This window comes from Paracoccus sp. MC1854, from assembly GCF_014164635.1.
Lineage (GTDB): Bacteria > Pseudomonadota > Alphaproteobacteria > Rhodobacterales > Rhodobacteraceae > Paracoccus.
Genome location: NZ_JACJFU010000001.1, coordinates 169,096 through 194,740, shown reverse-complemented (window position 1 = coordinate 194,740; position 25,645 = coordinate 169,096). Strand labels below are relative to the sequence as shown.

Annotated in this window: 23 protein-coding genes; 14 read left to right on the top strand and 9 right to left on the bottom strand. The window is 68.3% G+C overall.

The window, feature by feature from the left end; all coding sequences use genetic code 11:
- Position 1: 1 nt before the first annotated feature.
- Positions 2-2,632, bottom strand: coding sequence for a transglycosylase domain-containing protein (locus H5395_RS00940; RefSeq protein WP_182790645.1), 2,631 nt, complete (start codon positions 2,630-2,632; stop codon positions 2-4).
- Between the two features lie 390 nt (positions 2,633-3,022).
- Between H5395_RS00940 and H5395_RS00935 the strand changes: the two genes are divergently transcribed.
- The gene (locus tag H5395_RS00935) at positions 3,023-4,300 is read left to right on the top strand and encodes an ammonium transporter (RefSeq protein ID WP_255440460.1); all 1,278 of its coding nucleotides are present in this window, start codon (positions 3,023-3,025) and stop codon (positions 4,298-4,300) included.
- A 136-nt stretch (positions 4,301-4,436) separates the two neighbouring features.
- Here H5395_RS00935 and H5395_RS00930 read toward each other — a convergent pair whose 3' ends face one another.
- The gene (locus H5395_RS00930; protein WP_182790644.1) at positions 4,437-5,438 is read right to left on the bottom strand and encodes a polyprenyl synthetase family protein; all 1,002 of its coding nucleotides are present in this window, start codon (positions 5,436-5,438) and stop codon (positions 4,437-4,439) included.
- Positions 5,439-5,511: 73 nt separating this feature from the next.
- Here H5395_RS00930 and H5395_RS00925 point away from each other — a divergent pair, with 73 nt between their 5' ends.
- From H5395_RS00925 to phoB, 9 genes are all read left to right on the top strand, one after another.
- Entirely contained in the window at positions 5,512-5,718 is a 207-nt protein-coding gene (locus tag H5395_RS00925; RefSeq protein WP_182790643.1) for a DUF2007 domain-containing protein, read from the top strand.
- Positions 5,715-6,458 (top strand): tRNA1(Val) (adenine(37)-N6)-methyltransferase, encoded by a 744-nt coding sequence (locus tag H5395_RS00920; RefSeq protein ID WP_182790642.1) that lies wholly within the window; start codon positions 5,715-5,717, stop codon positions 6,456-6,458. Before H5395_RS00925 ends, H5395_RS00920 begins: the two co-directional genes overlap by 4 nt.
- 66 nt (positions 6,459-6,524) lie before the next feature.
- On the top strand, positions 6,525-6,689 hold the full coding sequence (locus H5395_RS00915) for a YdcH family protein (protein ID WP_182790641.1): 165 nt from the start codon (positions 6,525-6,527) through the stop codon (positions 6,687-6,689).
- A 224-nt stretch (positions 6,690-6,913) separates the two neighbouring features.
- On the top strand, positions 6,914-7,945 hold the full coding sequence (locus H5395_RS00910; RefSeq protein ID WP_182790640.1) for a substrate-binding domain-containing protein: 1,032 nt from the start codon (positions 6,914-6,916) through the stop codon (positions 7,943-7,945).
- A gap of 98 nt (positions 7,946-8,043) precedes the next feature.
- Complete coding sequence (gene pstC / locus H5395_RS00905; RefSeq protein WP_182790639.1) at positions 8,044-9,225, top strand: phosphate ABC transporter permease subunit PstC; 1,182 nt, start codon at positions 8,044-8,046, stop codon at positions 9,223-9,225.
- Complete coding sequence (gene pstA, locus H5395_RS00900) at positions 9,222-10,589, top strand: phosphate ABC transporter permease PstA (protein WP_182790638.1); 1,368 nt, start codon at positions 9,222-9,224, stop codon at positions 10,587-10,589. Before pstC ends, pstA begins: the two co-directional genes overlap by 4 nt.
- Positions 10,590-10,621: 32 nt before the next feature.
- A complete protein-coding gene (pstB, locus tag H5395_RS00895; RefSeq protein WP_255440459.1) occupies positions 10,622-11,416 on the top strand; it encodes a phosphate ABC transporter ATP-binding protein PstB in 795 nt (264 codons plus the stop codon).
- A gap of 12 nt (positions 11,417-11,428) precedes the next feature.
- Positions 11,429-12,163: a phosphate signaling complex protein PhoU gene (phoU, locus tag H5395_RS00890; RefSeq protein WP_182790839.1), complete on the top strand. Its 735-nt coding sequence runs from the start codon at positions 11,429-11,431 to the stop codon at positions 12,161-12,163.
- Positions 12,164-12,196: 33 nt separating this feature from the next.
- Positions 12,197-12,886, top strand: coding sequence for a phosphate regulon transcriptional regulator PhoB (gene phoB / locus H5395_RS00885; protein WP_182790636.1), 690 nt, complete (start codon positions 12,197-12,199; stop codon positions 12,884-12,886).
- Between the two features lie 261 nt (positions 12,887-13,147).
- Here the strand turns inward: phoB and H5395_RS00880 are convergent, their stop codons facing one another.
- From H5395_RS00880 to queA, 5 genes are all read right to left on the bottom strand, one after another.
- Positions 13,148-13,930 carry an endo alpha-1,4 polygalactosaminidase gene (locus H5395_RS00880; RefSeq protein WP_220494731.1) on the bottom strand — a complete coding sequence of 261 codons (783 nt, stop codon included), beginning with the start codon at positions 13,928-13,930 and terminating at the stop codon, positions 13,148-13,150.
- A 260-nt stretch (positions 13,931-14,190) separates the two neighbouring features.
- Positions 14,191-15,582 (bottom strand): dihydrolipoyl dehydrogenase, encoded by a 1,392-nt coding sequence (gene lpdA / locus H5395_RS00875; RefSeq protein WP_182790634.1) that lies wholly within the window; start codon positions 15,580-15,582, stop codon positions 14,191-14,193.
- 38 nt (positions 15,583-15,620) lie between these two features.
- Entirely contained in the window at positions 15,621-16,205 is a 585-nt protein-coding gene (locus H5395_RS00870) for a DUF924 family protein (protein ID WP_182790633.1), read from the bottom strand.
- On the bottom strand, positions 16,202-17,455 hold the full coding sequence (locus tag H5395_RS00865) for an MFS transporter (protein ID WP_182790632.1): 1,254 nt from the start codon (positions 17,453-17,455) through the stop codon (positions 16,202-16,204). The genes H5395_RS00870 and H5395_RS00865 overlap by 4 nt, the downstream gene beginning before the upstream one ends.
- Positions 17,449-18,510, bottom strand: coding sequence for a tRNA preQ1(34) S-adenosylmethionine ribosyltransferase-isomerase QueA (gene queA / locus H5395_RS00860; RefSeq protein ID WP_182790631.1), 1,062 nt, complete (start codon positions 18,508-18,510; stop codon positions 17,449-17,451). The genes H5395_RS00865 and queA overlap by 7 nt, the downstream gene beginning before the upstream one ends.
- Before the next feature lie 117 nt (positions 18,511-18,627).
- Between queA and hisC the strand changes: the two genes are divergently transcribed.
- Entirely contained in the window at positions 18,628-19,725 is a 1,098-nt protein-coding gene (gene hisC, locus H5395_RS00855; protein ID WP_182790630.1) for a histidinol-phosphate transaminase, read from the top strand.
- A complete protein-coding gene (locus H5395_RS00850) occupies positions 19,722-20,654 on the top strand; it encodes a prephenate/arogenate dehydrogenase family protein (protein ID WP_182790629.1) in 933 nt (310 codons plus the stop codon). Before hisC ends, H5395_RS00850 begins: the two co-directional genes overlap by 4 nt.
- Here the strand turns inward: H5395_RS00850 and H5395_RS00845 are convergent.
- Complete coding sequence (locus H5395_RS00845; protein WP_182790628.1) at positions 20,651-21,667, bottom strand: DUF2125 domain-containing protein; 1,017 nt, start codon at positions 21,665-21,667, stop codon at positions 20,651-20,653. The two genes, H5395_RS00850 and H5395_RS00845, sit on opposite strands and share 4 nt — an antisense overlap.
- Positions 21,668-21,728: 61 nt before the next feature.
- Here H5395_RS00845 and H5395_RS00840 point away from each other — a divergent pair, with 61 nt between their 5' ends.
- Positions 21,729-22,274 (top strand): gamma-glutamylcyclotransferase, encoded by a 546-nt coding sequence (locus H5395_RS00840; RefSeq protein WP_182790627.1) that lies wholly within the window; start codon positions 21,729-21,731, stop codon positions 22,272-22,274.
- On the opposite strand, the gene H5395_RS00835 is transcribed toward H5395_RS00840, so the two are convergent.
- Positions 22,271-23,212, bottom strand: a complete 942-nt coding sequence (locus tag H5395_RS00835; RefSeq protein ID WP_182790626.1) for a glycosyltransferase — start codon at positions 23,210-23,212, stop codon at positions 22,271-22,273. The two genes, H5395_RS00840 and H5395_RS00835, sit on opposite strands and share 4 nt — an antisense overlap.
- An 88-nt stretch (positions 23,213-23,300) precedes the next feature.
- Here H5395_RS00835 and rnr point away from each other — a divergent pair, with 88 nt between their 5' ends.
- Complete coding sequence (gene rnr, locus H5395_RS00830; RefSeq protein ID WP_182790625.1) at positions 23,301-25,559, top strand: ribonuclease R; 2,259 nt, start codon at positions 23,301-23,303, stop codon at positions 25,557-25,559.
- Positions 25,560-25,645 lie beyond the last annotated feature (86 nt).

Below are 25,645 nucleotides of genomic sequence, written 5' to 3'. Positions count from 1 at the left end.
ATCAGTTCAGCCCGGGAATGCCCCGCAACGCCTGCATCAGCGCATCGTCGGCTGATGCGTCGCTTGCCAGATCGGCAGGGGCGGGCGGCGAGGCGCCTGCTTCCGCGACCGCGGCCTCGATGGCGACATTGCCGGGGGCGCCGGACGGCCGGTCCGAACTGCTGACCGTTGCGGCCGCGGTGCGTGGCGGCGGCGAAGGGGCAGGCTCGGACGGCGGAGCCGGGTTGTCCCCCGCTTCGGTGATCGGGCCGGACCGGACCGGCACGGGGGCCGGAACCGGGGCAGGCGGCGGTGCCGAGGGCGCGGGTTCGGCGAAGAACACCGGCTCGGGCGCGGGCTCGGGCTGTCCCATCGCCTCGGCCAAGGCGGCGGCCAGCGGGTCCACGCTGCCGTCGGGCGAGGTCGTGACGATCGGCGCGGCATCGACCGGCATCCCCGTCGCATCGCCGGGCAGGGCCACATCGGCCACGCGGCCGTCCACCGGCTGCGCCGCTGCCACCGCCTGCGCCAGCGCGGCGGCCAGCGGGTCGTCGGCATCGGCCGAAACGATGTCGCTGGCCACGATCAGGTTGCCCGCGCCGTCAGGCGCGATCACACCCAGTGGATTGGCGGGCAGACCCTCGTGGATCTCGGCCATCACCGCCTGCCAGATCTCGGCCGGCAGGCCGCCGCCGGTCACGCCCTGCAGCGGCGTGTTGTCATCATAGCCCATCCAGACGCCGGTCACATACTGCTCGGTGAAGCCGATGAACCATGCGTCCCGATAGGACGAGGTCGTCCCGGTCTTGCCCGCCACCTCGCGCCCCGGCAGCTTGGCGCGGCCGCCGGTGCCGTTTTCCACCGCCTGCTGCATCATCCAGATCAGCTCGGACGCGGCCTTGGGAGAAATCACCCGCTGGCCCATGCCGCCGATCTGCCCGATCAGCGGATTGTCGTTGCCCTTGATCCGCAGTTCGATCAGGCCATAGGGGCGCACCGCCGTGCCCCCGTTGCGGATACCCGCATAGGCCCCGGTCATCTCCAGCAGCGTGGTTTCCGCGACGCCGAGGCCCATCGAGGGGCTGGCCATGATGTCATTGGCAAAGCCGAAGTCCCGTGCCACCCGGCGGACGTTGTCGCGGCCCACGGCTTCCTGCAGGCGGATGGTCGAGGTGTTGATCGACTTCGATATCGCCGTGGTCAGGGTGATCTCGCCCATGTGGTTGCGGGTATAGTTCTTGGGCGTCCAGGGCTTCGAGCCCTTGATGTGAATTGTGATCGGCGCGTCCAGGATCGTATCGTTGGGCGAATAGCCTTGGTCCAGCGCCGCCGCGAAGACAAAGGGCTTGAAGGCCGAGCCGGTCTGCCGCTTGGCCTGGGTCGCGCGATTGAAGGTGCCGACCGTGGTGGTTTCCCGCCCTCCGATCATCGCCCGCACTGCCCCGTCCGCCGACATCACGACGACCGCCGCCTGCGCCTTGGAGCCGTCCTTCACCTTCTCGTCGAAGATGCGCTTCAGCGCCCGTTCGGCCTGCCGTTGCACGGTCTGGTCGAAGGTGGTGGTAATGGTCACGTCCTCGGTCGTTTCCGAGGTCAGAAATCCGGGGCCGGATTCCATCACCCAGTCGGCGAAGTAGCCGCCTGCACGGGCAGCGGCTGCACGCGACAGGACGGCGGGGTTCGCGCGGGCCTCGGTCAGCTGCACGTCGTCCAGGTAGCCCTGTTCGTGCATCAGGCCGAGGATCAGGTTCGCCCGGTCCTGCGAACGTTGCAGGTTCGAAGTCGGCGCGAAATAGCTGGGCGCCTTCAGCAGGCCGGCCAGCATCGCCGCCTCGGCCGCGTTCACCTCGGCCGCGGACTTGCCGAAATAGCGCTGCGCCGCCGCCTCGAAGCCGCGGGCGCCGGCGCCCAGGTAGCTGCGGTTCATGTAGATGTTGAGGATGTCGTCCTTGGAATACCGGGCTTCCATCGCCAAGCTGTAGGGGACTTCCTTGACCTTGCGCCACAGCGAGGACTTGCGGCAGTCGGCCTCGTATTCGGCCTCGGACTTCCACTTGATGGGGTCGAATTCTTCGCCGAGGCACAGAAGCTTCGACACCTGCTGGGTAATGGTCGAGCCGCCGTTGCCTTCAAGCGGGCCTCGGCCTTCGGACATGTTGATGCGAATGGCGCTGGCGATGCCGCGCGGGTCCACCCCGAGGTGGCTGAAGAAACGCTTGTCCTCGGTCGCGACCACGGCGTTGCGCAGCACCGGCGCGATCTGGTCGCCGCTAGTGGTGTTGTAGGTTTCCCCGCGCCAGGCGAAGACGCGGCCGTCGCGGTCCAGCATCGTGACTGATCCGCGGGCGCGTCCGTCGAACAGTGCCTGCGGGTCGGGCAGGGTGGAATAGTAATAGGCGACCGTCAGCCCGAGGATCAGTGCAAGCGTCGCGCCCGTCCGCCAGAACGAGCCCCAGACAACGCGCCAGAACAGCGACACCGTGCCGGCAACGCCGCGTGTGACGAAGTTGCCGCGCCGGGCCGGACGCTTGGGCGGGGCGCGGCGCTGCGCCTGCTGCGGCGGCAGCCCGCCGCCCGAGGGCGCCTGTGCGTCAGAGGGGGCGGCATAGCGCCGGTCGGCGGCAAGGCGCCGGGGCTTGTCGGGTTTCTTCATGCCTGCATCCAATGGGCCGTTTCCCGGCCTTTTCGTCCGCCCACATATAGCAGTTGCCCTCGCTTGAGAACACGGCGCCTGGGCCTGCGCACCCAGACGTGACCTGCCGTTTTATCGCGCATTTTCCGCAAAATCTGCCGGAATGGCGGGCAGAACCCGCCTGATGCCGGCCGAAATCCGCCTGCTGCTGGACGCGGAACGGGCAGTTGCCGCGTGATCGGGCTCATGGGCGGGCCGGCGCAATGGCCTGCCGCAAGCGACGAGGACATGCCGATGAGCCAGATCTTACCCCTTTCGAGCGCACGGCCTGCGGGCCATGGAACAAGAGCCTTCCGCAAACCATGCACCACCGGCGCGGCGCTTGCTCTGGCCTTCCTGGCCGCCAGCGCGATGCCCGTCCTGGCACAGGTTGCGCCCGTGATGGACAAGGGCGACACGGCCTGGGTGATGATCTCGGCGGTGCTGGTGATGATGATGACGCTGCCGGGACTCGCGCTGTTCTACGGCGGGCTGGTGCGGTCGCGAAACGTGCTGTCGGTGCTGATGCAGGTGCTGTCGGTCTTCGCGATCATGTCGATCCTCTGGGTCGTCGCCGGTTATTCGCTGGCCTTCACCGGGGCCGAGGGGGATGCGGCAGGCCCGCTGACCCCCTTCATCGGCGGTCTGGGCAAGGCCTTCCTGGCCGGCGTCACCCCGGGTTCGCTGGTCGACACCTTCACGGCGGGCGTCCAGATCCCGGAATACGCCTTTGTGGCCTTCCAGATGGCCTTTGCCTGCATCGCGCCCGCGCTGATCGTCGGGGCCACGGCCGAGCGGCTGAAGTTCCCCGCCATCCTCGCCTTTGTCACGATCTGGTTCTTCCTGTCCTACCTGCCGATGGCCCACATGGTCTGGTGGAGCGGCGGATACCTGTTCGCCCATGGCGCGCTGGACTTCGCGGGCGGCACCGTCATCCACATCAATGCGGGCGTGGCCGGGCTGGTCGCGGCGATGGTCGCGGGGCCGCGCCTCGGCTATGGGCGCGAGCCGATGGCGCCGCACAACCTTTCCATGACGATGATCGGCGGCTGCCTGCTGTGGATCGGCTGGTTCGGCTTCAACGCAGGGTCCAACCTCGAAGCCAACGGGCTGACGGCGCTGGCCATCATCAACACGGTCGTGGCGACCTCGGCGGCGGCGCTGGCCTGGGCCGGGGGCGAGTGGGTCATGCGCGGGCATCCCTCGCTGCTGGGCGGGGTCTCGGGCGCCATCGCGGGGCTGGTCGGGATCACCCCGGCGGCGGGCTTCGTGGGTCCGATGGGCGCGATCGCGATCGGGATCGTGGCAGGGCTTGCCTGCCTCTGGGTGGTGGTCTCGCTGAAGCGGCGCATCGGGATCGACGACAGCCTTGACGTCTTCGGCATCCACGGCGTGGGCGGCATCGTGGGCGCCATCCTGACCGGGGTCTTCGTCGCGCCCTCGCTGGGCGGCACGGGGCTGGAGGGCTATGCGATGGGTCCGCAGGTCTGGGTGCAGGCGCTGGGCGTCATCCTCTGCATCGCCTGGTCGGGCGCGGTGTCCTTTGCCGCGGCGCACCTGATCCGCATGACCCTCGGCCTGCGCGTCCCCGCCAGTGACGAGCGGCAGGGTCTCGACCTGACGACCCACGGCGAGAACGCCTATAACTGAGGCAGACCGCCAACCGACAAGGCCCGGTCGCCGTGCCGGGCCTTTCTCATGAGCGGGTTCTTCTTCGTTCAAATATCCTGGGATGAATGGGGGTGGGACCCATTCATGCCGAAGGCCGGGGGCAAAGCCCCCATCTTCACGCCACCCGCGCGACCACGAAATCCGCAAGATCCGCCAGCAGCCCGCGGATCTCTCCCTCCGGCAGCGCCTGCAGCGCCTTGCGCCCGCGCGCGGCCCAGTCCAGCGCATCGGCCCGCGCCGCCTCGATGGCGCCGTGCCGGGCCAGGATCGACAGCGCCTGCTCAAGGTCGCCGTCCCGCTGGTCGCCCTTCTCGATGGTGCGCTGCCAGAAGGCGCGTTCCCCGGTGTCGGCCTTGGCCACCGCCTTGATGACCGGCAGCGTCAGCTTGCGCTCGCGGAAGTCGTCACCGATATTTTTCCCGATGACCTCGGCCGTGCCGCTGTAATCGAGGATGTCATCGACGATCTGGAAGGCGATCCCCAGCGCGTCGCCGTAATCGTAAAGCGCCTGCACCTGCGCATCGGTGCCGCCCGCGATCACGCCGCCGACCTCGGTCGCGGCGGAAAACAGCGCGGCGGTCTTGCCGCGGACGACCTGCAGGTAGATGTCCTCGTCGGTCTTCAGGTCCTGCGCGGCGGTCAGTTGCAGCACCTCGCCTTCGGCGATCACGGCCGAGGCGTTCGACAGGATCGACATGACCCGCATGTTGCCGGTCTCGGTCATCAACTGGAAGCTGCGGGCGAAAAGGTAATCGCCGACCAGCACGCTGGACTTGTTGTCCCACAGCAGGTTCGCGGTCGGACGGCCCCGCCGCTGGCGGCTTTCGTCCACCACGTCGTCATGCAGCAGGGTCGCGGTGTGGATGAACTCGACCGTCGCGGCCAGCAACTGGTGATGCGTGCCCTGATATCCCAGCAAGCGGGCGGCGGCGATGGTCAGAAGGGGCCGCAGGCGCTTGCCGCCGGCGCCGACCAGATGTGCCGTGACCTCGGGGATGCGCGGGGCGTGGCGACTTTCCATCCGGCTGCGGATCAGGGCGTCCACCGCCCTCATGTCCTCGGCCAGCAGTGCGGCCAGGAGGTCCAGCGGTTTCGCCACGGTTTCGTTCACACCCATGAGAGCACCCCTTTTCGTCGCGCCCCTTGCCATGTCGTGGACAGTTTCGCAACCGCGCCATAGCGTGGCGGCGATGAGGGAAGTCCTGCGCACTACCGATCCGCTGACCATGGTCCGGGCCGCCGATCTGCTGGCGGCCGAGGGAATCATGGCCTTCCAGTTCGATCAGCACATGAGCGTGCTGGAAGGCTCGATCGGCATCCTGCCGCGCCGGCTGATGGTGGTGGACCGCGATCACTTCATGGCCGCGGCGATCCTGCGGGACCACGGGCTGGAATGACGCGCGACGACGCCTTTCTGGGCGGGCGGCTTCTGCTGCGCCAGCCCGCGCGGGGCTATCGCGCGGGGGCGGACGCGGTGATGCTGGCCGCCGCCTGTCCCGCGCAGCCGGTCCAGAGGGTGCTGGAACTGGGCTGCGGGGCAGGGGCCGCGCTGTTCTGCCTGGGCGCGCGGGTGCCGGGCGTGGCCCTGTCCGGGCTGGAGCGGCAGGAGGCGCTTGCGGAACTCGCGCTGCACAATGCCGCTGCCACGGGCATTGCGGCGCGGATCGTCACGGGCGATCTTGCCGCCATGCCAGCCGGGCTGCGGGCCGAGCTCTTCGACCATGTCATCGCCAACCCGCCCTTCTTCGCCGCGGGCACCCGCGCCCCCGACGACAGCCGCGCCCATGCGCGGCACGAGGATACGCCGCTGGAAGCCTGGATCGACGCGGGGCTGCGCCGGCTGGCCCCCGGCGGCCGGCTGACGCTGATCCACCGGGCCGAGGCGCTGGACCGGATTCTGGCCGCCCTTTCCGGCCGGGCTGGGGCGGCTGCCGTCCTGCCCGTCGCCCCCCGGCAGGGCCGCGAAGCCGGCCGGGTGATCGTCTCGGCCTGCAAGGGCGCGCGGGGTCCGCTGCGGCTGCTTTCGCCCTTCGTCCTGCACGGAAAACCGGCGCATGAGCGGGACGCAGAGGACCTGACGCCCGCCGCGCAGGCAGTGCTGCGGCACGGGGCCGCCATCGACATCAAACCTTCATGAGCGGCGTGACAGTGCGGGCGAATCGTGCTGCACTGCCCTTCTCGACCCCAGAGAAGGAGTAAAAGAATGTCGGTTCAGTCGCATGTCGCGGAACTGCGCAGGAAACACCAGGTTCTCTCGGACGAAGTCGAACGCGCCCAGCGGGCGCCGGGGACGGACGACCTCAGCATCTCGACCATGAAGAAAGAGAAACTGCGGTTGAAGGAGGAGATCGAGCGTCTTACCCAGTGACGCCGCGACCGGCCACCATCGGGCCGCTTGACCGGCATGTTTCGGGATCGGCGGAAGCGCCGGTCCCTTTCGTTTTCGGCGAATCGGGGGCAGCGCCTGATCACGTCCGTCATGCGTCTGGCGCATAGGCACTTCACGCCGATGCCGTATTTCTGTCACATGACTGACATGCAAGGGGTCTAACCGGTTGCAGGCCTTCATGGCCCACACCGCAGGAGCTGCCAATGAACACCATGAAATTCTCTGCCTCGGCCCTCGCAATCCTGGCTGTCTCGGCCACGGCGGCCGCCGCACGCGACCAGATCCAGGTCGCGGGTTCGTCCACCGTCCTGCCCTATTCGACGATCGTGGCTGAAGCCTTCGCCGAGAACATGGATTTCACCGCCCCCGTCGTCGAAGGTGGCGGCACCGGCGCCGGTCTCAAGCAGTTCTGCGCCGGTGTGGGCGAGAACACGCTGGACATCGCCAATGCCTCGCGCCCGATCCGCGAGGCCGAACTGGCCGAGTGCCAGGCAAACGGCGTCACCGACATCATGGAAGTGCAGTTCGGCTATGACGGCATCGTCTTCGCCTCGTCGATCAGCGGCCCGGATTTCGTGCTGACGCCCGCCGATGTCTACAAGGCGCTGGCCGCCCAGGTCGTCGTCGACGGCCAGATGGCGGCCAACCCCGCCACCACCTGGGCCGACGTGAACCCAAGCCTGCCCACGCAGGAAATCACCGTCTATGTCCCCGGCACCAAGCACGGCACCCGCGAGGTCTTCGAGGAAAAGGTCATGGTCGCCGGCTGCGAGGAATCTGGCGCGTTGGAAGCGATGACCGCCATGTCCGACGAGGACACCGCCGAGGAGGCCTGCGTCACGCTGCGCACCGATGGCCGCTCGGTCGACATCGACGGCGACTACACCGAAACGCTGGCCCGCATCGGCAGCAACCCCAACGGCATCGGCATCTTCGGCCTGTCCTTTTACGAGAACAACACCGACAAGCTGAAGGTCGCCACCATCGACGGCGTCGCGCCCTCGGTCGAAACCGTCGCCTCGGGCGAATATCCGGTGTCGCGCCCGCTGTTCTTCTACGTCAAGAAGGACCACATCGGCGTGATCCCCGGCCTGAAGGAATACGCCGAGTTCTTCGTCGCCGACGCCATCGCCGGTCCCGGCGGCCCGCTGTCCGAATACGGTCTGGTGCCAGACCCGGAACTGGCCACCGTCCAGCAGGCCGTCGCCGGTGAAACGGTGATGGGCGCCAACTGAGCCCCGCCTGACGCTGCACGGGCGGGCCGCCGACGGCCCGCCCCCTTCACGATCATCACGGCTGCCCAGCCGGTTTTCCGCCGCGAGCCCGAGGTCCGATGCCGCCCTTCTGGATAATGATCGCCGTCCTTGCCCTGGCCACAGCAGGCTTCCTGCTGGGACGAAGCCGCTCGATCCGTATGGTCGAAGGCAACACCCGCGTGCTGCATTCGCGCCCCACCTATCACGGCTGGAACGTCGTGCTGTTCACCGCGATTCCCGCCCTGCTGCTGCTGGCGGTGGCGCGCTTCCTCGAGGGGCCGGGCTGGCTGATGTGGGCCGCACTGGCCCTTGCCCTTGCGGGGCTTGCCTTTTCGCTGTCGCGGGTCGCGCCCGAGTTCCGTGCCCGCGACGCGGTCGAACGGATCGTCCGCGGCATCCTGATCGTCTGCTCGCTGATCGCCATCGCGACAACCGTCGGGATCGTGCTGTCGCTGGTCTTCGAATCGGCGCGCTTCTTCCAGATGTATCCCTGGCAGGACTTTTTCTTCGGCACGGAATGGACGCCCAGCTTCGGCGGCGGGTCCCGGCTGGGGATGCTGCCGCTGCTGTGGGGCACGCTCTACATTTCGTTCATCGCCCTGCTGGTCGCGGTGCCGATCGGCCTTTATGCGGCCATCTACATGTCGGAATACGCGACGCCCCGCGTCCGGTCCGTCGTGAAGCCCGCCATCGAGGTGCTGGCCGGCATCCCCACCATCGTCTACGGTCTTTTCGCGCTGGTCACGGTCGGCCCCCTGCTGCGGGACTGGATCGCGCAGCCGCTGGGGCTGGGCAACAGCGGCTCATCGGTGATGACGGCGGGGCTGGTGATGGGGATGATGCTGATCCCCTTCGTCAGTTCACTGTCCGACGACATCATCAACGCCGTGCCGCAGTCGCTGCGGGACGGGTCATTGGCGCTGGGCTCGACACCCTCCGAAACCATCCGTCAGGTCGTCGTGCCCGCCGCCCTGCCGGGGATCGTCGGCGCGGTGCTGCTGGCCGCGTCCCGCGCCATCGGCGAGACGATGATCGTCGTCCTCGGCGCGGGCGCGATGGCCCGGATGGACCTCAACCCCTTCGAGGCGATGACCACCATCACCGTCAAGATCGTGGGCCAGCTGACCGGCGACAACGACTTTGCCAGCCCCGAGACGCTGGTGGCCTTTGCCCTCGGCCTGACGCTGTTTGTCATGACGCTGGGGCTGAATGTGCTCGCCCTCTACATCGTGCGGAAATATCGGGAGCAGTACGAATGACCGACGCCGCCTCGCAGCCGCCCCGGCCGGTGAACCCGCCTGCCGCGCCCGCCCGCAAGTCGCTGCTGGTCGAGGACGCACGCACAAAACGCCGCAACGCAGCGGAAAGGCGGTTCCGCGCCTATGGCGTGATCGCCATCGCGATCGCCATGGCCGCGCTGATGTTCCTGCTGTTCACAATCTTCCGCGACGGCAGCAGCGCCTTCTTCCAGACCTATGCCCGCATCCCCGTCGCCATCGAGGCCGAAGTGGTCGATCCGGCCGGCAACCGCGATCCGGCCGAGATGCAGAAGGTCCTGACGATGGGCTACGGCAAGCTGCTGGAAAACTCGCTTGCCACCTATGTCGAGCAGAACGGCATCGAGGTCGAGGGGCTGGGCGACCGCGACCTTTCCAGCTTCTTCTCGTCGCAGGCGCGTGCCGATCTGCGCGACGCGGTGCTGGCGGACCCCGATCTGGTCGGCACCGTGGCCGAGGCGCCCGCCATGACCTCGTCGCGCGTGGACGGGATGTTCAAGGGCCGCGTCACCCGCGAATCCGCCGCCATCGACGCCAAGACTTCGGTCGCGCAATATGACCTCGCCATGGCGCTGCAGGAGCGGGGCGATCTGCGCACGCAGTTCAACTGGGACTTCATCACCTCGACCGACAGTTCGGACAACCGGCCCGAGGCCGCGGGCCTGGGCGTCGCGATCCTGGGATCGTTCTACATGATGCTGATCGTGCTGGTGCTGGCGCTGCCCATCGGCGTCGCGGCCTCGATCTACCTGGAAGAATTCGCGCCGAAGAACCGGCTCACCGACGCGATCGAGGTCAACATCTCGAATCTCGCCGCGGTGCCCTCGATCGTCTTCGGCATCCTCGGCCTTGCGGCCTTCATCAACTTCATGGGCCTGCCGCGATCCGCGCCCATCGTCGGCGGGCTGGTGCTGACGCTGATGACGCTGCCCACGATCATCATCTCGACCCGCGCCGCGCTGAAGGCGGTGCCGCCGTCGATCCGCGACGCGGCGTTGGGGGTCGGGGCCTCGCGGATGCAGACGATGTTCCACCATGTCCTGCCGCTGGCGATGCCGGGCATCCTGACCGGCACCATCATCGGGCTGGCGCAGGCGCTGGGGGAAACCGCGCCCTTGCTGCTGATCGGCATGGTGGCCTTTGTCACCACCTACCCCTCTGCCCCGCCGGAAGGCTTCTTCGAGCCTGCCTCGGCCCTGCCGGTGCAGGTCTTCAACTGGACCCAGCGCGCGGACCCGGCCTTCTTCGAACGGGCTTCGGGCGCGATCATCGTGCTGCTGGTCTTCCTGCTGGCGATGAACCTTCTGGCCATCACCCTGCGCCGCAAGTTCGAGCGCCGCTGGTAAGTCCCGGAACAAAGGACCACATCATGAACGACATGCGATTGGCGGAGCGAGCGGTGGACATCGACGCGCGGGAGATCAAGTTCCAGTGCAAGGACGTGCAGGTCTTCTATGGCGACAAGCACGCCATCAAGGACGTCAGCGTCGACCTGCTGGACAAGACGGTGACGGCCTTCATCGGCCCCTCGGGCTGCGGCAAGTCCACCTTCCTGCGCTGCCTGAACCGGATGAACGACACGATCAGCGTGGCGCGCGTCGAAGGCCGGATGCTGCTGGACGGCGAGGACATCTATGACCGCCGCGTGGACCCGGTGCAGTTGCGCGCCCGCGTCGGCATGGTCTTCCAGAAGCCGAACCCCTTCCCCAAGTCGATCTATGACAACGTGGCCTACGGCCCCCGCATCCACGGGTTGGCCCGCAACCGGGCCGAACTCGACGAGATCGTCGAAAAGGCCCTGCGCGGCGCCGCCCTGTGGAACGAGGTCAAGGACCGCCTGCAGGAAGGCGGAACCGGCCTCTCGGGCGGTCAGCAGCAGCGCCTGTGCATCGCCCGCGCCGTCGCTACCGCCCCCGAGGTGCTGCTGATGGACGAGCCCTGCTCGGCGCTGGACCCCATCGCCACGGCGCAGGTCGAGGAACTGATCGACGAGCTGCGCGCGACCTTCTCGGTGGTGATCGTCACCCACTCGATGCAGCAGGCCGCCCGCGTCAGCCAGAAGACGGCGTTCTTCCACCTGGGGAACCTGGTCGAATACGCCGACACCGACGACATCTTCACCCGCCCGCGCGATCCGCGGACGGAAAGCTACATCAGCGGCCGGATCGGCTGAGAAGGGGGCATGATGCACAGGGACAAGCATATCCTTTCGGCCTTCGACCGCGACCTGGAAAGCATCCAGGCCGAGGTCATGCGCATGGGCGGCATGGTCGAGGCGGCGATTTCCGAAGCCGGCCACGCGCTGGAAACCCGCGACGAGGAACTGGCCGAGGAAATCCGCCGCCGCGACCGCGCCATCGACCAGCTCGAGGCGCAGATCAACGAATCCGCCGCCCGCCTGATCGCGCTGCGGGCGCCCACCGCGACCGACCTGCGGCTGGTGCTGTCGGTCATCAAGATCGCGGCCGCGCTGGAACGGGTGGGCGACTATGCCAAGAACATCGCCAAGCGCACCAATCAGCTGTCGCAGCTGCCGGTGATCCCCGGCAGCGGCTTGTCGCTGCGCCGGATGGCCACCACGGTCGAGGAGATGCTGCGCGACGCTTTGGACAGCTATGTCCAGCGCGACGCGGCGCTGGCCGCCGACGTGCGCGCCCGCGACCTCGAGGTCGACCAGATGTACAACGCGCTCTTCCGCGAGTTCCTGACCCACATGATGGAGGACCCGCGCAACATCACGACCTGCATGCACCTGCATTTCATCGCCAAGAACATCGAGCGCATGGGCGACCACGCGACCTCGATCGCCGAGCAGGTGCTGTATCTCGTCTCGGGCGAGCTGCCCGAGGATCCCCGCCCCAAGGGCGACAACGTCACAACCGAGCCGGTCGATCCCGCCACCCCCGGCAGGTGGGGCTGACGCGCAAGCCACCCAAGGCGAAAGGAGTCCGAGATGAGTGTTCAGCAACCCTGTGTCCTTCTGGTCGAAGACGAGGGCGCCCAGCGCGAGGTCCTGACCTACAACCTCGAATCCGAGGGCTTCCGCGTGGTCGAGGCCGAGACCGGCGACGAGGCCATGCTGCTGGTCTCCGAAGAAGCGCCCGACCTGATGGTGCTGGACTGGATGCTGCCCAATGTCTCGGGGATCGAGATCTGCCGCCGCGTCAAGGCCGACCCCGGCACCCGTCACATCCCCATCATCATGCTGTCTGCCCGTTCCGACGAGGGCGACCGCGTCCGCGGCCTGGAAACAGGTGCCGACGACTATGTGGTGAAACCCTATTCCGTGGTCGAACTGATGGCCCGCGTCCGCACCCAGTTGCGCCGTACCCGCCCCACGACCATGGGCGAGCGCCTCAGCTTCGAGGACATCTTGCTTGATTCCGGTGAACACCGCGTCTTCCGCGCAGGTCAGCCCCTGCACCTCGGCCCGACCGAGTTCCGCCTGCTGTCCACGCTGATGGAACGTCCTGGCCGCGTCTGGACCCGCGAGCAGTTGCTGGACCGCGTCTGGGGCCGCGACATCTACGTGGACAGCCGCACCATCGACGTCCATGTGGGCCGGCTGCGCAAGGCGCTGATGGCGAACGGCGGCTCGAACCCGGTGCGGACCGTGCGCGGGACGGGGTATGCGCTGGGGTGAGACGGGGGCGGTCCCGGGCCTGAAGGAAAGCTGCATGATCGCCGGTCTTCGGCGGCATTGCTGGAGAGGAAAGCCGCGCACCCTTTGCAGGATGGCTGGACCTCTTGCGGCGGCGCGTGGATGGCCTGTCTGCCAGCGGCGGTGTCGTCCGGGCGGCAGCGAGACAGCGAGCGGTAGCCGTAAGAAGGGCACGTCGCTCCGCCGCTCGACGCAACGAGGGCAGTCCGCGTGCACGGGCTGCCGAGAAGCCTAAGCGAAGATTCAGCGGCAGGTCTCGTGATGATGGCCCGGCGCGCCTGCCGGAGCCAGTTCCCGGTCGCGCAGCACGACCGATCCGGTCCGGCCCCGTTCGCGGCAAGCGCGTTCGAAAGCCGCTCGGGGCGTGTCGGTATATTCGATTTTGAGCACACGCGGACCATAGACCTCCGCATAGCTGTCGCATTCCCCGAAGACCTCGCAGGATTCGGCAATGGCAAAGCCGAAGCCCGCTGCACGGCCCGCCCTTCCCAGTTCGACCGCGTTCTTCTGCCCCGAGGCAAGGCCCAGCGCAGCCGCCCGTTCATTCAACATGCGGGCGAAATCGAGATTGTCGGCCGCCGTGAGCAGCCCGCCCGACCGTGAGAAGCTGTCGAGATTGTCAGCCTCGATGGCGTCATACCCGGCAGCGGCGCAGCCCTGCAGCCAGGGAGTCATGACAACCAGCAGCGCCTTGCGCTTGCTGGCCGAACCCGTGTCCAGCAGCAACTCGCCCGGCCAGTTTCTATCCTCGACGGGCAGGCCGTCGCGGCGCAGGATCAGGCCGGGGTGGGTTGCAAGCCACCATGCCGTCTCGTCCGGCTGGGTCTGGAAGGCATTGACGTAACAGATGTTGTAAAGCCCGGTTGCGGGCGGGTCCTTGCGGTCGCGGCTGACGATCCGTGTGCCCGGCGGCGGCGCATAGGCGCCGCTCAGCTGGCTGTCATAGGCCCCTCCCGCAGGAGGCAAGAGCGGCTCTGCCGCCAGCGGCGCAGCGCTGACCAGCAGGGCGAGGATCGGAAGCCTCATCTGCATGTCCCTTGGCTGCTGACCTGATCCTGCCGCCGCAGGATGCGATCGCCGTCAGGGGATGGGAACTGCCTGCATGATGCGTCTTGTTGCCGGATCATCGTGGGCGTGTTCCAGAACACATCGGCTGACAGCATCTTTCCCCGTCATCGTGACTCCGAGCCGACGACAGCCTGCGCCGCGTGATGGCGCAGGATCACATCCCTTGAAAGCGAATGCTGCGGCAAGCAGGGGGGCGCCTTCGCTTACCCGGGGCAACTTCAGAAATGGATCACCCGCCCGTAGGCGTCCAGCACCGATTCATGCATCATCTCGCTTAGCGTCGGATGCGGGAAGACGGTGTGCATGAAGTCTTCCTCGGTCAGTTCCGCCGTCTTGCCGACCGTGTAGCCCTGGATCAGTTCGGTTACTTCCGCACCGACCATGTGGGCGCCCAGAAGCTCGCCGGTCTTGGCGTCGAACACCGTTTTCACCATGCCGTCGGGCTCGCCCAAGGCAATGGCCTTGCCGTTGCCCATGAAGGGAAAGCGGCCGACCCGGACCTCGTGGCCCAGTTCCTTGGCCTTGGCCTCGGTCAGCCCGACCGAGGCCACCTGCGGCTGGCAATAGGTGCAGCCGGGGATGTTCGAGGGCTTGACCGGATGCACGTGCTTGCCCGCGATCAGTTCCGCCACCATCACGCCTTCATGGCTGGCCTTGTGGGCCAGCCAGGGTGCGCCCGCGACGTCGCCGATGGCGTAAAGGCCCTCGACCCCCGTGCGGCAGTATTCGTCAGTCAGGACATGGGTGCGGTCGATTCTGACGCCCAGTTCCTCCAGCCCCAGCCCCTCGACATTGCCGACGATGCCCACGGCCGAGATCACCGTGTCGAAGTCATGCGTCTCGGTCTTGCCGCCCGCCTCGATATGGGCGGTCACGGTCCCGCCCTTGCGGTCGAGCTTCCTGACCGTGGATTTCTCCATGATCTTCATGCCCTGCTTGACGAACTGCTTTTTCGCAAAGGCGCTGATCTCGGCATCCTCAACGGGCAGCACGCGGTCCATGACCTCGACCACGGTGGTGTCGGCGCCGAGCGTGTTGAAGAAGCTGGCGAACTCGATTCCGATGGCGCCTGAGCCAATCACCAGCAGCTTTTTCGGCATCCGCTTGGGCACCAGCGCGTGCTTGTAGGTCCAGACGAGTTCGCCGTCGGCTTCCATCCCCGGCAGTTCACGCGCCCGCGCGCCAGTTGCCAGCACGATGGACTTGGCCGCCAGTTCCTCAACGCCCTTGTCGGTCTTCACCGAAACCTTGCCGGGCGCGGTCAGCTTCGCCTCGCCCATCACCACTGTGACCTTGTTCTTCTTCAGAAGGTGCCCAACGCCGCCCGCCAACTGCTTGGCGACCCCGCGCGAGCGTTGAACCACAGCGTCCAGATCATAACCGAACTCGCCCGCCTTCAGGCCGAAGTCCTTGGCCCGCTCGAACAGATGGAACACCTCGGCCGAGCGCAGCATGGCCTTGGTCGGGATGCAGCCCCAGTTGAGGCAGATGCCGCCCAGATGCTCGCGTTCGACGCAGGCGACCTTGAGGCCCAACTGCGCTGCGCGGATCGCGCAAACATATCCGCCGGGGCCTGACCCGATCACCACTACGTCGAAATCTTGTGCCATCGGAACCTCCTGCGGGGCGTCGTATCAGATTTGCAGGCTCAGGGCAGATCGGCAAGCGACAGCTTGCCCGAAACCAGCGCGCCGTAGCCGCCCGCCTCCATCACCATCCGCTCGGCCTCGGTCGGGATGCGGCCCAGCGCCTCGTTGCGCCAAGGGAAGCGGCCGAACTTGGCGATGGTGTCTCGGTGGATCTCGGCATGGATCTGGTTCTCGCCGGGCATCCGTTCGGCGAAAAGCTCGACGGCGCGCTGCTGGTCGGGCAGCTGCTCGCTGTGTTCGAAGGGCAGGTAGAAGAACTGCCGCGCGGGTTCGGGAGTGGCAAGGTCGTGGCCTGCGTCTATTGCGTCGATGGCGATGCGCAGCGCCAATGGGTCGGTCGAATAGGCCCGCGCGTCGTTTCGGAACATGTTGCGCGGGAACTGGTCGGTCAGGATCAGCGCGGCCAGCGTCCCTTCGGCCGTGCCCGCCCATTCCGCCGCCAGCCGGGGGGCGTCGATCCAGGCGGCCATGAAGCGGTCGCGCACCGTCCGGTCCAGATCGTCGCTCTGGCTGTACCAGCCCTTGGGGCCGACCTCGTCGATCCAGAAGCGGATGATCCCGGCCGGCGTGACTTCGGTGGTCATGGCGTGCTCTCCTGCGATGTGGGGGTGCTGTCGCCGGCCTCGGCCAGCGCGGTCTCGACGGCGAAGGTGGTGGCGCTGGGCGACAGGACCGCAAAGCTCTGGTCGACATCGGGGGTGGCGCGCTGCGTCATCCGCCAGCCGCCGTAAAGGCTCAGCGCCCCCAGCAGGACGGCGATATAGACCCAAAAGCCTTCCGGCCCGATGACGGCCATCAGCCAGCCGGTCAGGATCGGCCCGAAGACCGATCCCATCCCGTTGATGAGAAGCAGCCCCGCCGAGGCCGCCGCCATGTCCGCGGTGTCGAGGAAGTCGTTGGTATAGGCGATCAGCAGCGCATAGATCGGGTTTGCGACCCCGCCGACCAGCGCCGCGGCCAGCAGGTAGCCCCAGATGCCGATTTCGCTTGCCGCGACGACCGCCGCAACGCCCGTGCCGAAGACCGCCAGCACCGTGATCAGCACCCGCCGGTCCAGCCGGTCCGACAGCCAGCCGATGGGATATTGCGCGAAAAGCCCGCCGATCCAGATCGCCGCGACAAAGGCCGAGATCTCGCGCACGGACATCCCGATGGTCGCCGCCCAGACCGCGCCCATCCCCAGCACGGCCGCGAAGACCCCGCCGATCAGGAAGATGCCGACGCAGCCCAGCGGCGAGGCGCGGTAAAGCTGCCGTATGCTCATCGGCTTGATGGTCTCGAAACGGGGCGCGGGGACCTGCGCCAGCAGGATCGGGGTGAAGGCCACCGACACCAGCACCGAGGGGATGACGAACAGCATCCAGCCGCCCGGATCGCCCACGTTCATCAGCACCTGCCCGCTGACGAGGCCCAGCATCTGCACGATGAAATAGGTGGACATGGCCTGGCCGCGCGTCTCGTTCGCGGCGCTGGCGTTCACCCAGCTTTCGGCAGTGATGTAGACCCCGCAGAAGCAGAAGCCGATCAGCAGCCGCAGAAGCGCCCAAGCGATCCAGTGCGGGATGGCGGCATAAACGATCAGCACCGCCGAGATCAGCGAGGCGAGCGCCGCGAAGACCCGCACATGGCCCACGCGCTGGATCATCCCCGGCACGATCCGGCTGCCCAGCACGAAGCCGCCGAAATAGCCCGCCATGACGACGGACATCTGGGTGGTCGGGATGCCCTCGATCTGCCCGCGGATGCCCAGCAGCGTGCCCTGCATCCCGTTGCCGACCATCAGCATCAGAATGCCCAGCAGCAGGGGCCAGGTCGAGCGCAGGACGGTCAGCATGATTCCTCGGGCAGCAGCAGGGAGGCGTCGCCGTAGCTGAAGAACCTGTAGTTCTCGTGAACGGCATGGGCGTAGATGGCGCGGATGCGGTCGGTTCCCATCAGGGCGGACACCAGCATCATCAGCGTGGACCTGGGCAGGTGAAAGTTCGTCATCAGCCCGTCCGTGACCCGGAAGCCGTATCCCGGGCGGATGAAAATGTCGGTCTGCCCGTCGAAGGGCCGGACGCGGCCCTTCGCGTCGGCGGCCGATTCGATCAGGCGCAGGGCGGTGGTGCCGACGGGGATCACGCGGCGGCCTTCCATCTTGGCGGCGTTGATCGCGGCGGCGGCTTCCTCCGTCACGATGCCGCGCTCGGCGTGCATCCGGTGCTGGCTCACGTCGTCGGTCTTGACGGGCAGGAAGGTGCCCGCGCCGACATGCAGGGTGACATGGACCCGCTGGACGCCCATCTTGTCCAGCGCCGCCAGCAGCGGTTCGTCGAAATGCAGGCTCGCGGTGGGCGCGGCGACGGCGCCGGGGCGCTCGGCCCAGACGGCCTGGTAGTCGGTGCGGTCCTGTTCATCGGGCGCGCGCAGCGCGGCGATATAGGGGGGCAGGGGCATTGCGCCGACCTGAGCGAGCGCGGCGTCGAAGGCCTCGCCCGTCGCGTCGAAGGACAGGGTCAGGCCCGCGTCCGTGATCGCCTCGACGCGGGCCGACAGCGCCTCGCCGAAGCGGATGGTCTCGCCTTGCCGCAGCTTGCGCAGGGGCTTGGCCAGCGCCTGCCACTGGCCACCGGGGGCGGGTTCCAGCAGTGTGACCTCGATCCGCGCGGTGGCGGGGCCCTGGGCGGAATCGCGGGTGCGGGTGCCGGTCAGCCGGGCCGGGATCACGCGGGTGTCGTTCAGCACCAGCAGGTCGCCCGGTCGCAGGAAACCGGGCAGGTCGCTGACCCGTGCGTCGGTCATGGAATCCCCACGCGCGACCAGCAGCCGCGCGGAACTGCGCGGACGGGCGGGACGGGTGGCGATCAGCCGCTCGGGCAGGTCGAAGTCGAAGTCGGACAGGCGCATGACCGCCTTGTCGGCGCGGGCGCGGGCAGGGTCAACAGGGGCCGCGCGGTCCCCAGCCCCTTTCCATCGCGCCCCCGCTTGCCTAAGACGCCGGCAGTCGCAGCCGAGAGCCTCTCCATGACCCAGACGCCCCCCCTTCAGGTCACGCCCCAACCCGGCATCATGGAGATCGCGCTGTATGAGGCCGGCAGCGCCACGCTGTCGGGCCGCAGCGACGTGCTGAAGCTCAGTTCCAACGAAAACCCCTTCGGTCCCTCCGAGAAAGCCCGCGAGGCGGTGGCCCATGCGGCGCAGGCGATGCACCGCTATCCCTCGACCGACCATGCCCGGCTGCGGGCGGCCATCGGCGAGGTCCACGGGCTGGACCCCGACCGGATCATCTGCGGCGTGGGTTCGGACGAGATCATCCATTTCCTCTGCCAATCCTATGCGGGGCCGGGGACCGAGGTGCTGTTCACGGAACACGGCTTTTCCATGTACCGCATCAGCGCGCTGGCGGCCGGGGCCACCCCGGTCGAGGCCCCCGAGCGCGAGCGGACCACCGACATCGACGCCCTGATCGCGGCGGCGACGCCCGAGACGCGGCTGGTCTTCGTCGCCAACCCGAACAACCCGACCGGCACGATGATCGGGACGGCGGAACTGGAGCGGCTGGCGCTGGCTGTTCCGCAAGCCATTCTGGTGATCGACGCGGCCTATGCGGAATATGTCGGCGCGGACTTCGACGGCGGTGCGGAACTGGCGACGCGCCTGCCGAATGTCGTGATGACGCGGACCTTCTCCAAGATCTACGGCCTCGGCGGGCTGCGAGTCGGCTGGGGTTATGGCCCGCGCCCCATCATCGACGTGCTGAACCGCATCCGCGGACCCTTCAACCTGTCGAACCTCGCGCTGGAAGGGGCCGAGGCCGCCGTGCGCGACCGCGCCCATGTGGACCACGCGCGGGCCGAGAACGCCCGGATGCGCGACTGGCTTGCCGGAGCGCTTGCCCGGCACGGGGTGCCCTCGGACCCGTCGCATGCGAACTTCATCCTCGCCCGGTTTGCTGACGAGGCCACCGCCACTGCCTGCGATGCCGCCCTGCGCGAGGACGGGATCATCGTCCGCCGCGTCGGCGGCTACGGCTTGCCGCAATGCCTGCGGATCACGGTCGGGGACGAGGCTGCCTGCCGCCGCGTGGCCGAGGCGATCGGCCGGTTCACGGCCGCGCGATGACCGAGGGTCCGATCTTCCAGCGCGTCGCCCTGATCGGCCTTGGCCTGATCGCCGGGTCCATGTCGCTGGCCATGCGCGAGCAGGGACTTGCCGCCCATGTCGTGGGTTATGCCCGCTCGCCCGAGACGCGAGATACCGCCCGCGAGATCGGGCTGGTGGACGAGGTCACGGAAACCGCCGCCGAGGCGGTGCACGGCGCCGATCTCGTGGTCCTGGCCGTCCCGGTCGGCGCAATGGGCGAGGTCGCCGCCGAGATCGCCCCGCATCTTTCGCCCGGCGCCATCCTGACCGACGTGGGGTCCGTCAAGCAGTCGGTCATCGACGCGGTCGGTCCCCATGTGCCCGAGGGCGTCCATTTCATCCCCGGCCATCCACTTGCCGGGACGGAACATTCCGGCCCCCGCTCGGGCTTCGCCGCGCTGTTCAAGAATCGCTGGTGGCTGCTGACACCCCCGCCGGACAGCGACCCGGCTGCGGTCGAAAAACTGTCCATGCTGGTCCGCGCCATGGGTGCCAACGTGGACAGGATGGAGGCGCCGCACCACGATCTCGTGCTGGCTGTGACCAGCCATGTGCCGCACCTGATCGCCTACACGATGGTGGGTGTCGCCGACCACCTGCGGCGCGTCACCGAATCCGAGGTCATCCGCTATTCCGCCGCGGGCTTCCGCGACTTCACCCGCATCGCGGCATCCGACCCGACGATGTGGCGCGACGTGTTCCTGCACAACAAGGAGGCCACGCTGGATATCCTCGGCCGTTTCGCCGAGGAGCTGTTCGTCCTGCAGCGCGCCATCCGGATGGGCGACGGCGAGCATCTGCACAGGTATTTCACCGGCACCCGCGCGATCCGGCGCGGGATCATCGAGGCCGGGCAGGACACCGCTGCCCCCGACTTCGGCCGGGCGGCGGCCAAGGACGCAGGCTAGGCGCCGGCCGGGAAGGGCGGCGCGTCGCCCAGCGGCAGCGGGCCAAGGAAAACCTTGCCGTCCCGGAAGATCAGCGGGATGCGCTTTTCGCCCCGCGCGGGGTCCGGCGGGGCAGGGGTGCCGGGCGGCAACGCGACCTCGGTCTGCGCCACCTGATCCAGCGCGGTGTTGGCCAGGGCGACCGTGACTGCGGGAATCGCGCCCAGGTCGGCGGCAAGCTGCAGCCATGGGCGGGCGTCGGTCACATAGATGAAGGCCGCGCCCTCGGCCCTGCCGTTGTCCCCTGCGTAGATATTGCCCGCAAGCCGCAGCGATTGGTCCCCCAGGGTCAGCGTCACCCCGTCCGAGGTCAGACCCACCAGTCGGGGCACGGGGGCATCGGCCCCTTGCCGCAAGGGCGCGGTCAGGAAGACCCGCGCGGCGCCGTCCAGCGAGATCGCCCGGTCGGCAAGCGCCGGCGGCAGGGGCAGCAGCCCCGTGCCGGTCAGGTCGCGCAGCCCGCCGGCGAGGTCATAGGCCGCACGGGCGTCTCGGGGCGCGGCCGCACCCATCGCCACAAGCTGCGCCTGCGCGTCCAGCGCCGCCAGCAGCGGGCGGCCTTCGATCGTCACCGGGCCGCTGGTGGCCCCGGCGCGGCTGATCGCCATCTCGCTGCCGGGCGAGACGCGCAGGGTCAGCAGGGCATCCTCGGCCGTGACGGCGATGCCGCGCCCCATCACCGGTAGGGTCATCCGGGGCGGCAGGGCCGCGTGGAACTGGGTGGGCGAGGTCGGTGCCGCCCAAAGCTCGACCTCGGGCAGCAGGGCCGGGCCTGCGGGAGTCGTGACCTCGACATCCGTCAGGCCGAGGCCGATGCGGCCGATCTCGCGCAGCGGCGCCACCGTTGCCGCCCCGACGCGCCCGTCTGCGGTGATCCGGCGCTGGGCCTCATGGGCCAGCCATGTCTCGCCGCCCAGCCAGGCCCCGGCCACGGTTCCGCCGACCAGCAGCATCAGGATCACCAGTGTTCGCACGGCGCCTCTCTTGAAATCATGCGTCTCTCGCCTAACCTGCAGGCGAGGGAAAGGGCAAGCGATGGATGACGGCTTCTGGGTCTTCGGCTACGGCTCATTGATGTGGGCGCCCGAGTTCCCGGTGGCGGAATCGATCATCGCCCAGGCCGACGGCTGGCGGCGCAGCTTCTGCCTGCGGTCCGTCACCTACCGGGGAACCGAGGCCTGCCCCGGCCTCGTCCTCGGGCTGGAACCGCATCCGGGCCGGGACTGCACCGGCCTTGCCCTGCGGGTCGAGAACGCGCTGTGGCCCGAGGTGATCGACGCCATCCGCGCCCGCGAGCTGGTGACGCAGGCCTACCGCGAGATGCTGCTGCCGCTTGCGCTTGCCGATGGCCGCCGGGTCCGGGGGCTGACCTATGTCATGCGGCCCGGCCACGGGCAGTATGCCGGCGGCCTCAGCCTTGACGAGCAGGCGGCGATAATCGCGCTCGCCTGCGGCGGGCGGGGACCGAACGCGGATTATCTTTACAACACCGTCGCACATCTGGCCGATCTGGGTATCCCCGACAATGATTTGGCCGACCTTGCCGCGCGGGTCCGGGCGTTGCGGGGTGCTGCCGCCTAGCGCGGGTCGAGCAGCGTGTATTCGTCGGGAAAGCGGTTCAGGTAGTCCAGCATCGGCCCCGCCGCGCGCCATTGCCTGAGCAGCGCCCGGCCGAGACCGCGCTTTTCGGGCCAGTGGCGGCGGTCCAGTCCCTCGGAGGCTCCGGGCAGGGCGGCATAGGGGGCGCGCCAGCGCATCGGCACGATTCCTTCAGACCGTTTCAACCACGGCTTGTCCGGCCCGATGAAGTGGACAAGGCAGGGGTCCGTCATTGCCGACAGATGCGCCGAGGCCCAGGTGAACTGCCAGTTCCACAAGGGGCTGATCTCGGCCCAGTCGCCGCGCAGCACGCCGTTCAGCAGCGCCTGGTCGCGGCCCAGCCCGGCCAGATGCCTGCGCGCGAAAGCCGCGCAGCGGGCGGGCAGATCCTGTGTGGCCCAGGCCTCGGTGTCCACCATCACCACGCCTGCGTTGAAATAGGGCGCGGCGGGCCAGCCGAGCTTCTTGAAATCCGGTACCCGCTTGCCCGGCTGCCGCCATTGGCGGTTGTCGCGCACGGCGGCGACTGCCCGGCCCCGCATGTCGGCGGTCATCAGCCGCGCCGGATCGCCGCGCTGAAACAGGATATCGGCGTCCAAGACGAGGATGCGCCGCCAGCGCCCCTTCAAGGCGCCCGCGAGGAAAACGTCCATGTAGGTGGCGACCGATCGCCGCCCGTCCAGCGGCAGAGCAGCCTCCAGCGCCGCATCGCGGGCGGCGACATGGCCCACGCCTGCGCTGGTCAGCGCGGATGAAAGCTCCAGCGGCTCGGGCGAGCCGATCAGCACGTCGTAGCCGCGCCCCTTGGCCGCAAGCTGGCCCGCCACGACCGAGGCATAGGGCAGGTAGCCCGCGTCGCAGGCCACGATCACGGCGCGGTCGGAGGTCTGACGGAAGCCCGGCGAGATCACGGCATTCATGGACCCGATCTCCACGCCTTGAAACCGAAAGGCAAGCGCAGGCTTTCCCCTCTAACCCTGCCGCGAGCGGCGTGATAGCGTGACACACATGGTCCAGATCCCTTCCCGCCAGCAGATCCTTGACTGGATCGCCGACAACCCCGACGCCACCGCCAAGCGTGACATCGCCAAGGCCTTCGGCATCAAGGGCAGCGACCGCATCGAACTCAAGCGCATCCTGCGCGAGCTTGAGGACGAGGGCCTGCTGGAACGCCGCCGCCGCCATTACCGCGACCACGAGAAGCTGCCCCCCGTCAGCGTGGTCGAGATCCTGCCCCCCGACGCCGATGGCGACATCTTCGCCAAGCCCTTGGAATGGCAAGGCACCGCGCCCATGCCGCGCATCCTCTTCGCCCCCCGCAAGGCCGACCCCGCCGTCGCGCCGGGCGAGCGCGTGCTGGTCCGCCTGGCCGAGGTCGAGGGCGAGGACTACCAGTACCAGGCCCGCCTGATGCGCCGCATCGGCACCGCGCCCCACCGCATCGTCGGCATCTTCCGCAAGGAAACCGAGGGCGGGCGGATCGTCCCCATCGACAAGGGCGTGGACCGCCAATGGCGCGTTCTGGCCGATGCCACGCAAGAGGCGCAGGACGGCGAGCTGGTCGAGGCCGAGCAGGTCGGGTCGCGCAACCGCATCGGCCTGCCGCAGGCCCGCATCATCGAACGCCTGGGCGATCCTTCCGCCCCTCGCGCCGTCAGCCTGATCGCCATCCACCAGCACGGCATCCCCGACGACTTCCCTGATGCGGTGATGGCCGAGGCCGACGCCTCGACCCCCGCGACCATGAAGGGTCGCGAGGACCTGCGGAATGTCCCGCTCGTCACCATCGACCCCGAGGACGCCCGCGATCATGACGATGCCGTAGCGGCGATGCCCGACGACGACCCGAGGAACGAAGGCGGCATGATCCTGTGGGTCGCCATCGCCGACGTTGCCCACTACGTCCGCCCGCAATCCGCGCTGGACAAGGAAGCGCGGCACCGGGGCAACTCGACCTATTTTCCCGACCGCGTGGTGCCGATGCTGCCGGACGTTCTGTCGGGCGATCTGTGTTCGCTGCACGAGGGCGTGGATCGCCCCGTGATCGCCGTCAGAATGCGGATCGACGCGCAGGGCAACAAGATCGGCCACGACTTCCATCGCGGCATGATGAGCAGCCTCGCCTCGCTGTCCTACGAGCAGGCGCAGGCCGCCGCCGACGGCAATCCCGACGATCAGGCCGTGCCGCTGATGGACAGCGTGATTCGCCCCCTGTTTGCGGCCTACGAACTGCTGAAGGCCGCGCGGAAGCGGCGCGAGCCGCTGGACCTCGATCTGCCCGAACGCCGGATCGAACTGACCCCGGATGGTCGGGTGAAATCCGTGGCCTTCCGCGAGCGCTTCGACGCCCACCGGCTGATCGAGGAGTTCATGGTGCTGGCCAACGTCGCCGCTGCCGAGGAACTGACCCGCCTGCGCCGCCCGCTGCTGTTCCGCGTCCACGAGGAGCCCAGCCCCGAAAAGCTGAATGCCCTGCGCGACGTGGCCGAGGCCTCGGGCTTCGCGCTGGCGAAAGGGCAAGTGCTGCAGACGAGCCAGCTGAACCGGCTGCTCGCGCAGGCGCAGGGGACCGACTTCGACGAACTGATCAACGTCAGCACGCTGCGGTCGATGACGCAGGCCTATTACAACGCCGAGAACCTCGGCCATTTCGGGCTGGCGCTGAAGAACTACGCCCATTTCACCTCGCCCATCCGCCGCTATTCCGACCTGATCGTGCATCGCGCGCTGATCTCGGGGCATGGTTGGGGCAAGGACGGCCTCTCGGCGCAGGACATCGAGACGCTGGAGGACACCGCCCAGCACATCTCGGATACGGAACGCCGCAGCATGGCGGCCGAGCGCGACACGACCGACCGCTATCTCGCCGCCTACCTGGCGGACCGCGTGGGGTCGGAGTTTGCGGGCCGCATCAGCGGCGTCCAGCGCTTCGGCGCCTTCGTCAAGCTGGGCGAGACGGGGGCCGACGGGTTGCTGCCCATCCGCGAGATCGGGCGCGAGTATTTCCACTATGACCGCGACGCGCAGACGCTCGTGGGCTCGGACACGGGCATGGTGATCGGCATCGGCCAGCGCGTCACGGTGCGCTTGGCCGAGGCGATCCCGACCACGGGCGGCCTGACGCTGGAACTGGTCGAGGTCGAGGGCCGCAGCATCGCCAAGGGTCCGCAGGGCCGCCGCGGCAAGCCCCCGCGCCGCCGCGACGCCCAGAACGCCAAGGCCGGCGACGCCCGCGCCCGCAAGCTGCGCCGCATCCGAAAGCGGTGATTTCCCGCAGGTAGCTGCGCCAGCAGGAACTGGCACAACAGCGCATGGGAAATCTCCCTAAGTCCTTGCGGTTCAACCGGCCTCTC

Coding starts and splice junctions, on each gene's coding strand:
- H5395_RS00835 (WP_182790626.1), bottom strand. CDS start 23,212: ATGAATGCCGTGATCTCGCCGGGCTTCCGTCAGACCTCCGACCGCGCC.
- H5395_RS00920 (WP_182790642.1), top strand. CDS start 5,715: ATGACGCGCGACGACGCCTTTCTGGGCGGGCGGCTTCTGCTGCGCCAG.
- H5395_RS00935 (WP_255440460.1), top strand. CDS start 3,023: ATGCCCGTCCTGGCACAGGTTGCGCCCGTGATGGACAAGGGCGACACG.
- queA (WP_182790631.1), bottom strand. CDS start 18,510: ATGCGCCTGTCCGACTTCGACTTCGACCTGCCCGAGCGGCTGATCGCC.
- H5395_RS00870 (WP_182790633.1), bottom strand. CDS start 16,205: ATGACCACCGAAGTCACGCCGGCCGGGATCATCCGCTTCTGGATCGAC.
- pstA (WP_182790638.1), top strand. CDS start 9,222: ATGACCGACGCCGCCTCGCAGCCGCCCCGGCCGGTGAACCCGCCTGCC.
- pstB (WP_255440459.1), top strand. CDS start 10,622: ATGCGATTGGCGGAGCGAGCGGTGGACATCGACGCGCGGGAGATCAAG.
- pstC (WP_182790639.1), top strand. CDS start 8,044: ATGCCGCCCTTCTGGATAATGATCGCCGTCCTTGCCCTGGCCACAGCA.
- H5395_RS00925 (WP_182790643.1), top strand. CDS start 5,512: ATGAGGGAAGTCCTGCGCACTACCGATCCGCTGACCATGGTCCGGGCC.
- rnr (WP_182790625.1), top strand. CDS start 23,301: ATGGTCCAGATCCCTTCCCGCCAGCAGATCCTTGACTGGATCGCCGAC.
- phoB (WP_182790636.1), top strand. CDS start 12,197: ATGAGTGTTCAGCAACCCTGTGTCCTTCTGGTCGAAGACGAGGGCGCC.
- H5395_RS00940 (WP_182790645.1), bottom strand. CDS start 2,632: ATGAAGAAACCCGACAAGCCCCGGCGCCTTGCCGCCGACCGGCGCTAT.
- H5395_RS00930 (WP_182790644.1), bottom strand. CDS start 5,438: ATGGGTGTGAACGAAACCGTGGCGAAACCGCTGGACCTCCTGGCCGCA.
- H5395_RS00915 (WP_182790641.1), top strand. CDS start 6,525: ATGTCGGTTCAGTCGCATGTCGCGGAACTGCGCAGGAAACACCAGGTT.
- H5395_RS00840 (WP_182790627.1), top strand. CDS start 21,729: ATGGATGACGGCTTCTGGGTCTTCGGCTACGGCTCATTGATGTGGGCG.
- lpdA (WP_182790634.1), bottom strand. CDS start 15,582: ATGGCACAAGATTTCGACGTAGTGGTGATCGGGTCAGGCCCCGGCGGA.
- H5395_RS00865 (WP_182790632.1), bottom strand. CDS start 17,455: ATGCTGACCGTCCTGCGCTCGACCTGGCCCCTGCTGCTGGGCATTCTG.
- H5395_RS00910 (WP_182790640.1), top strand. CDS start 6,914: ATGAACACCATGAAATTCTCTGCCTCGGCCCTCGCAATCCTGGCTGTC.
- hisC (WP_182790630.1), top strand. CDS start 18,628: ATGACCCAGACGCCCCCCCTTCAGGTCACGCCCCAACCCGGCATCATG.
- H5395_RS00850 (WP_182790629.1), top strand. CDS start 19,722: ATGACCGAGGGTCCGATCTTCCAGCGCGTCGCCCTGATCGGCCTTGGC.
- phoU (WP_182790839.1), top strand. CDS start 11,429: ATGCACAGGGACAAGCATATCCTTTCGGCCTTCGACCGCGACCTGGAA.
- H5395_RS00880 (WP_220494731.1), bottom strand. CDS start 13,930: ATGAGGCTTCCGATCCTCGCCCTGCTGGTCAGCGCTGCGCCGCTGGCG.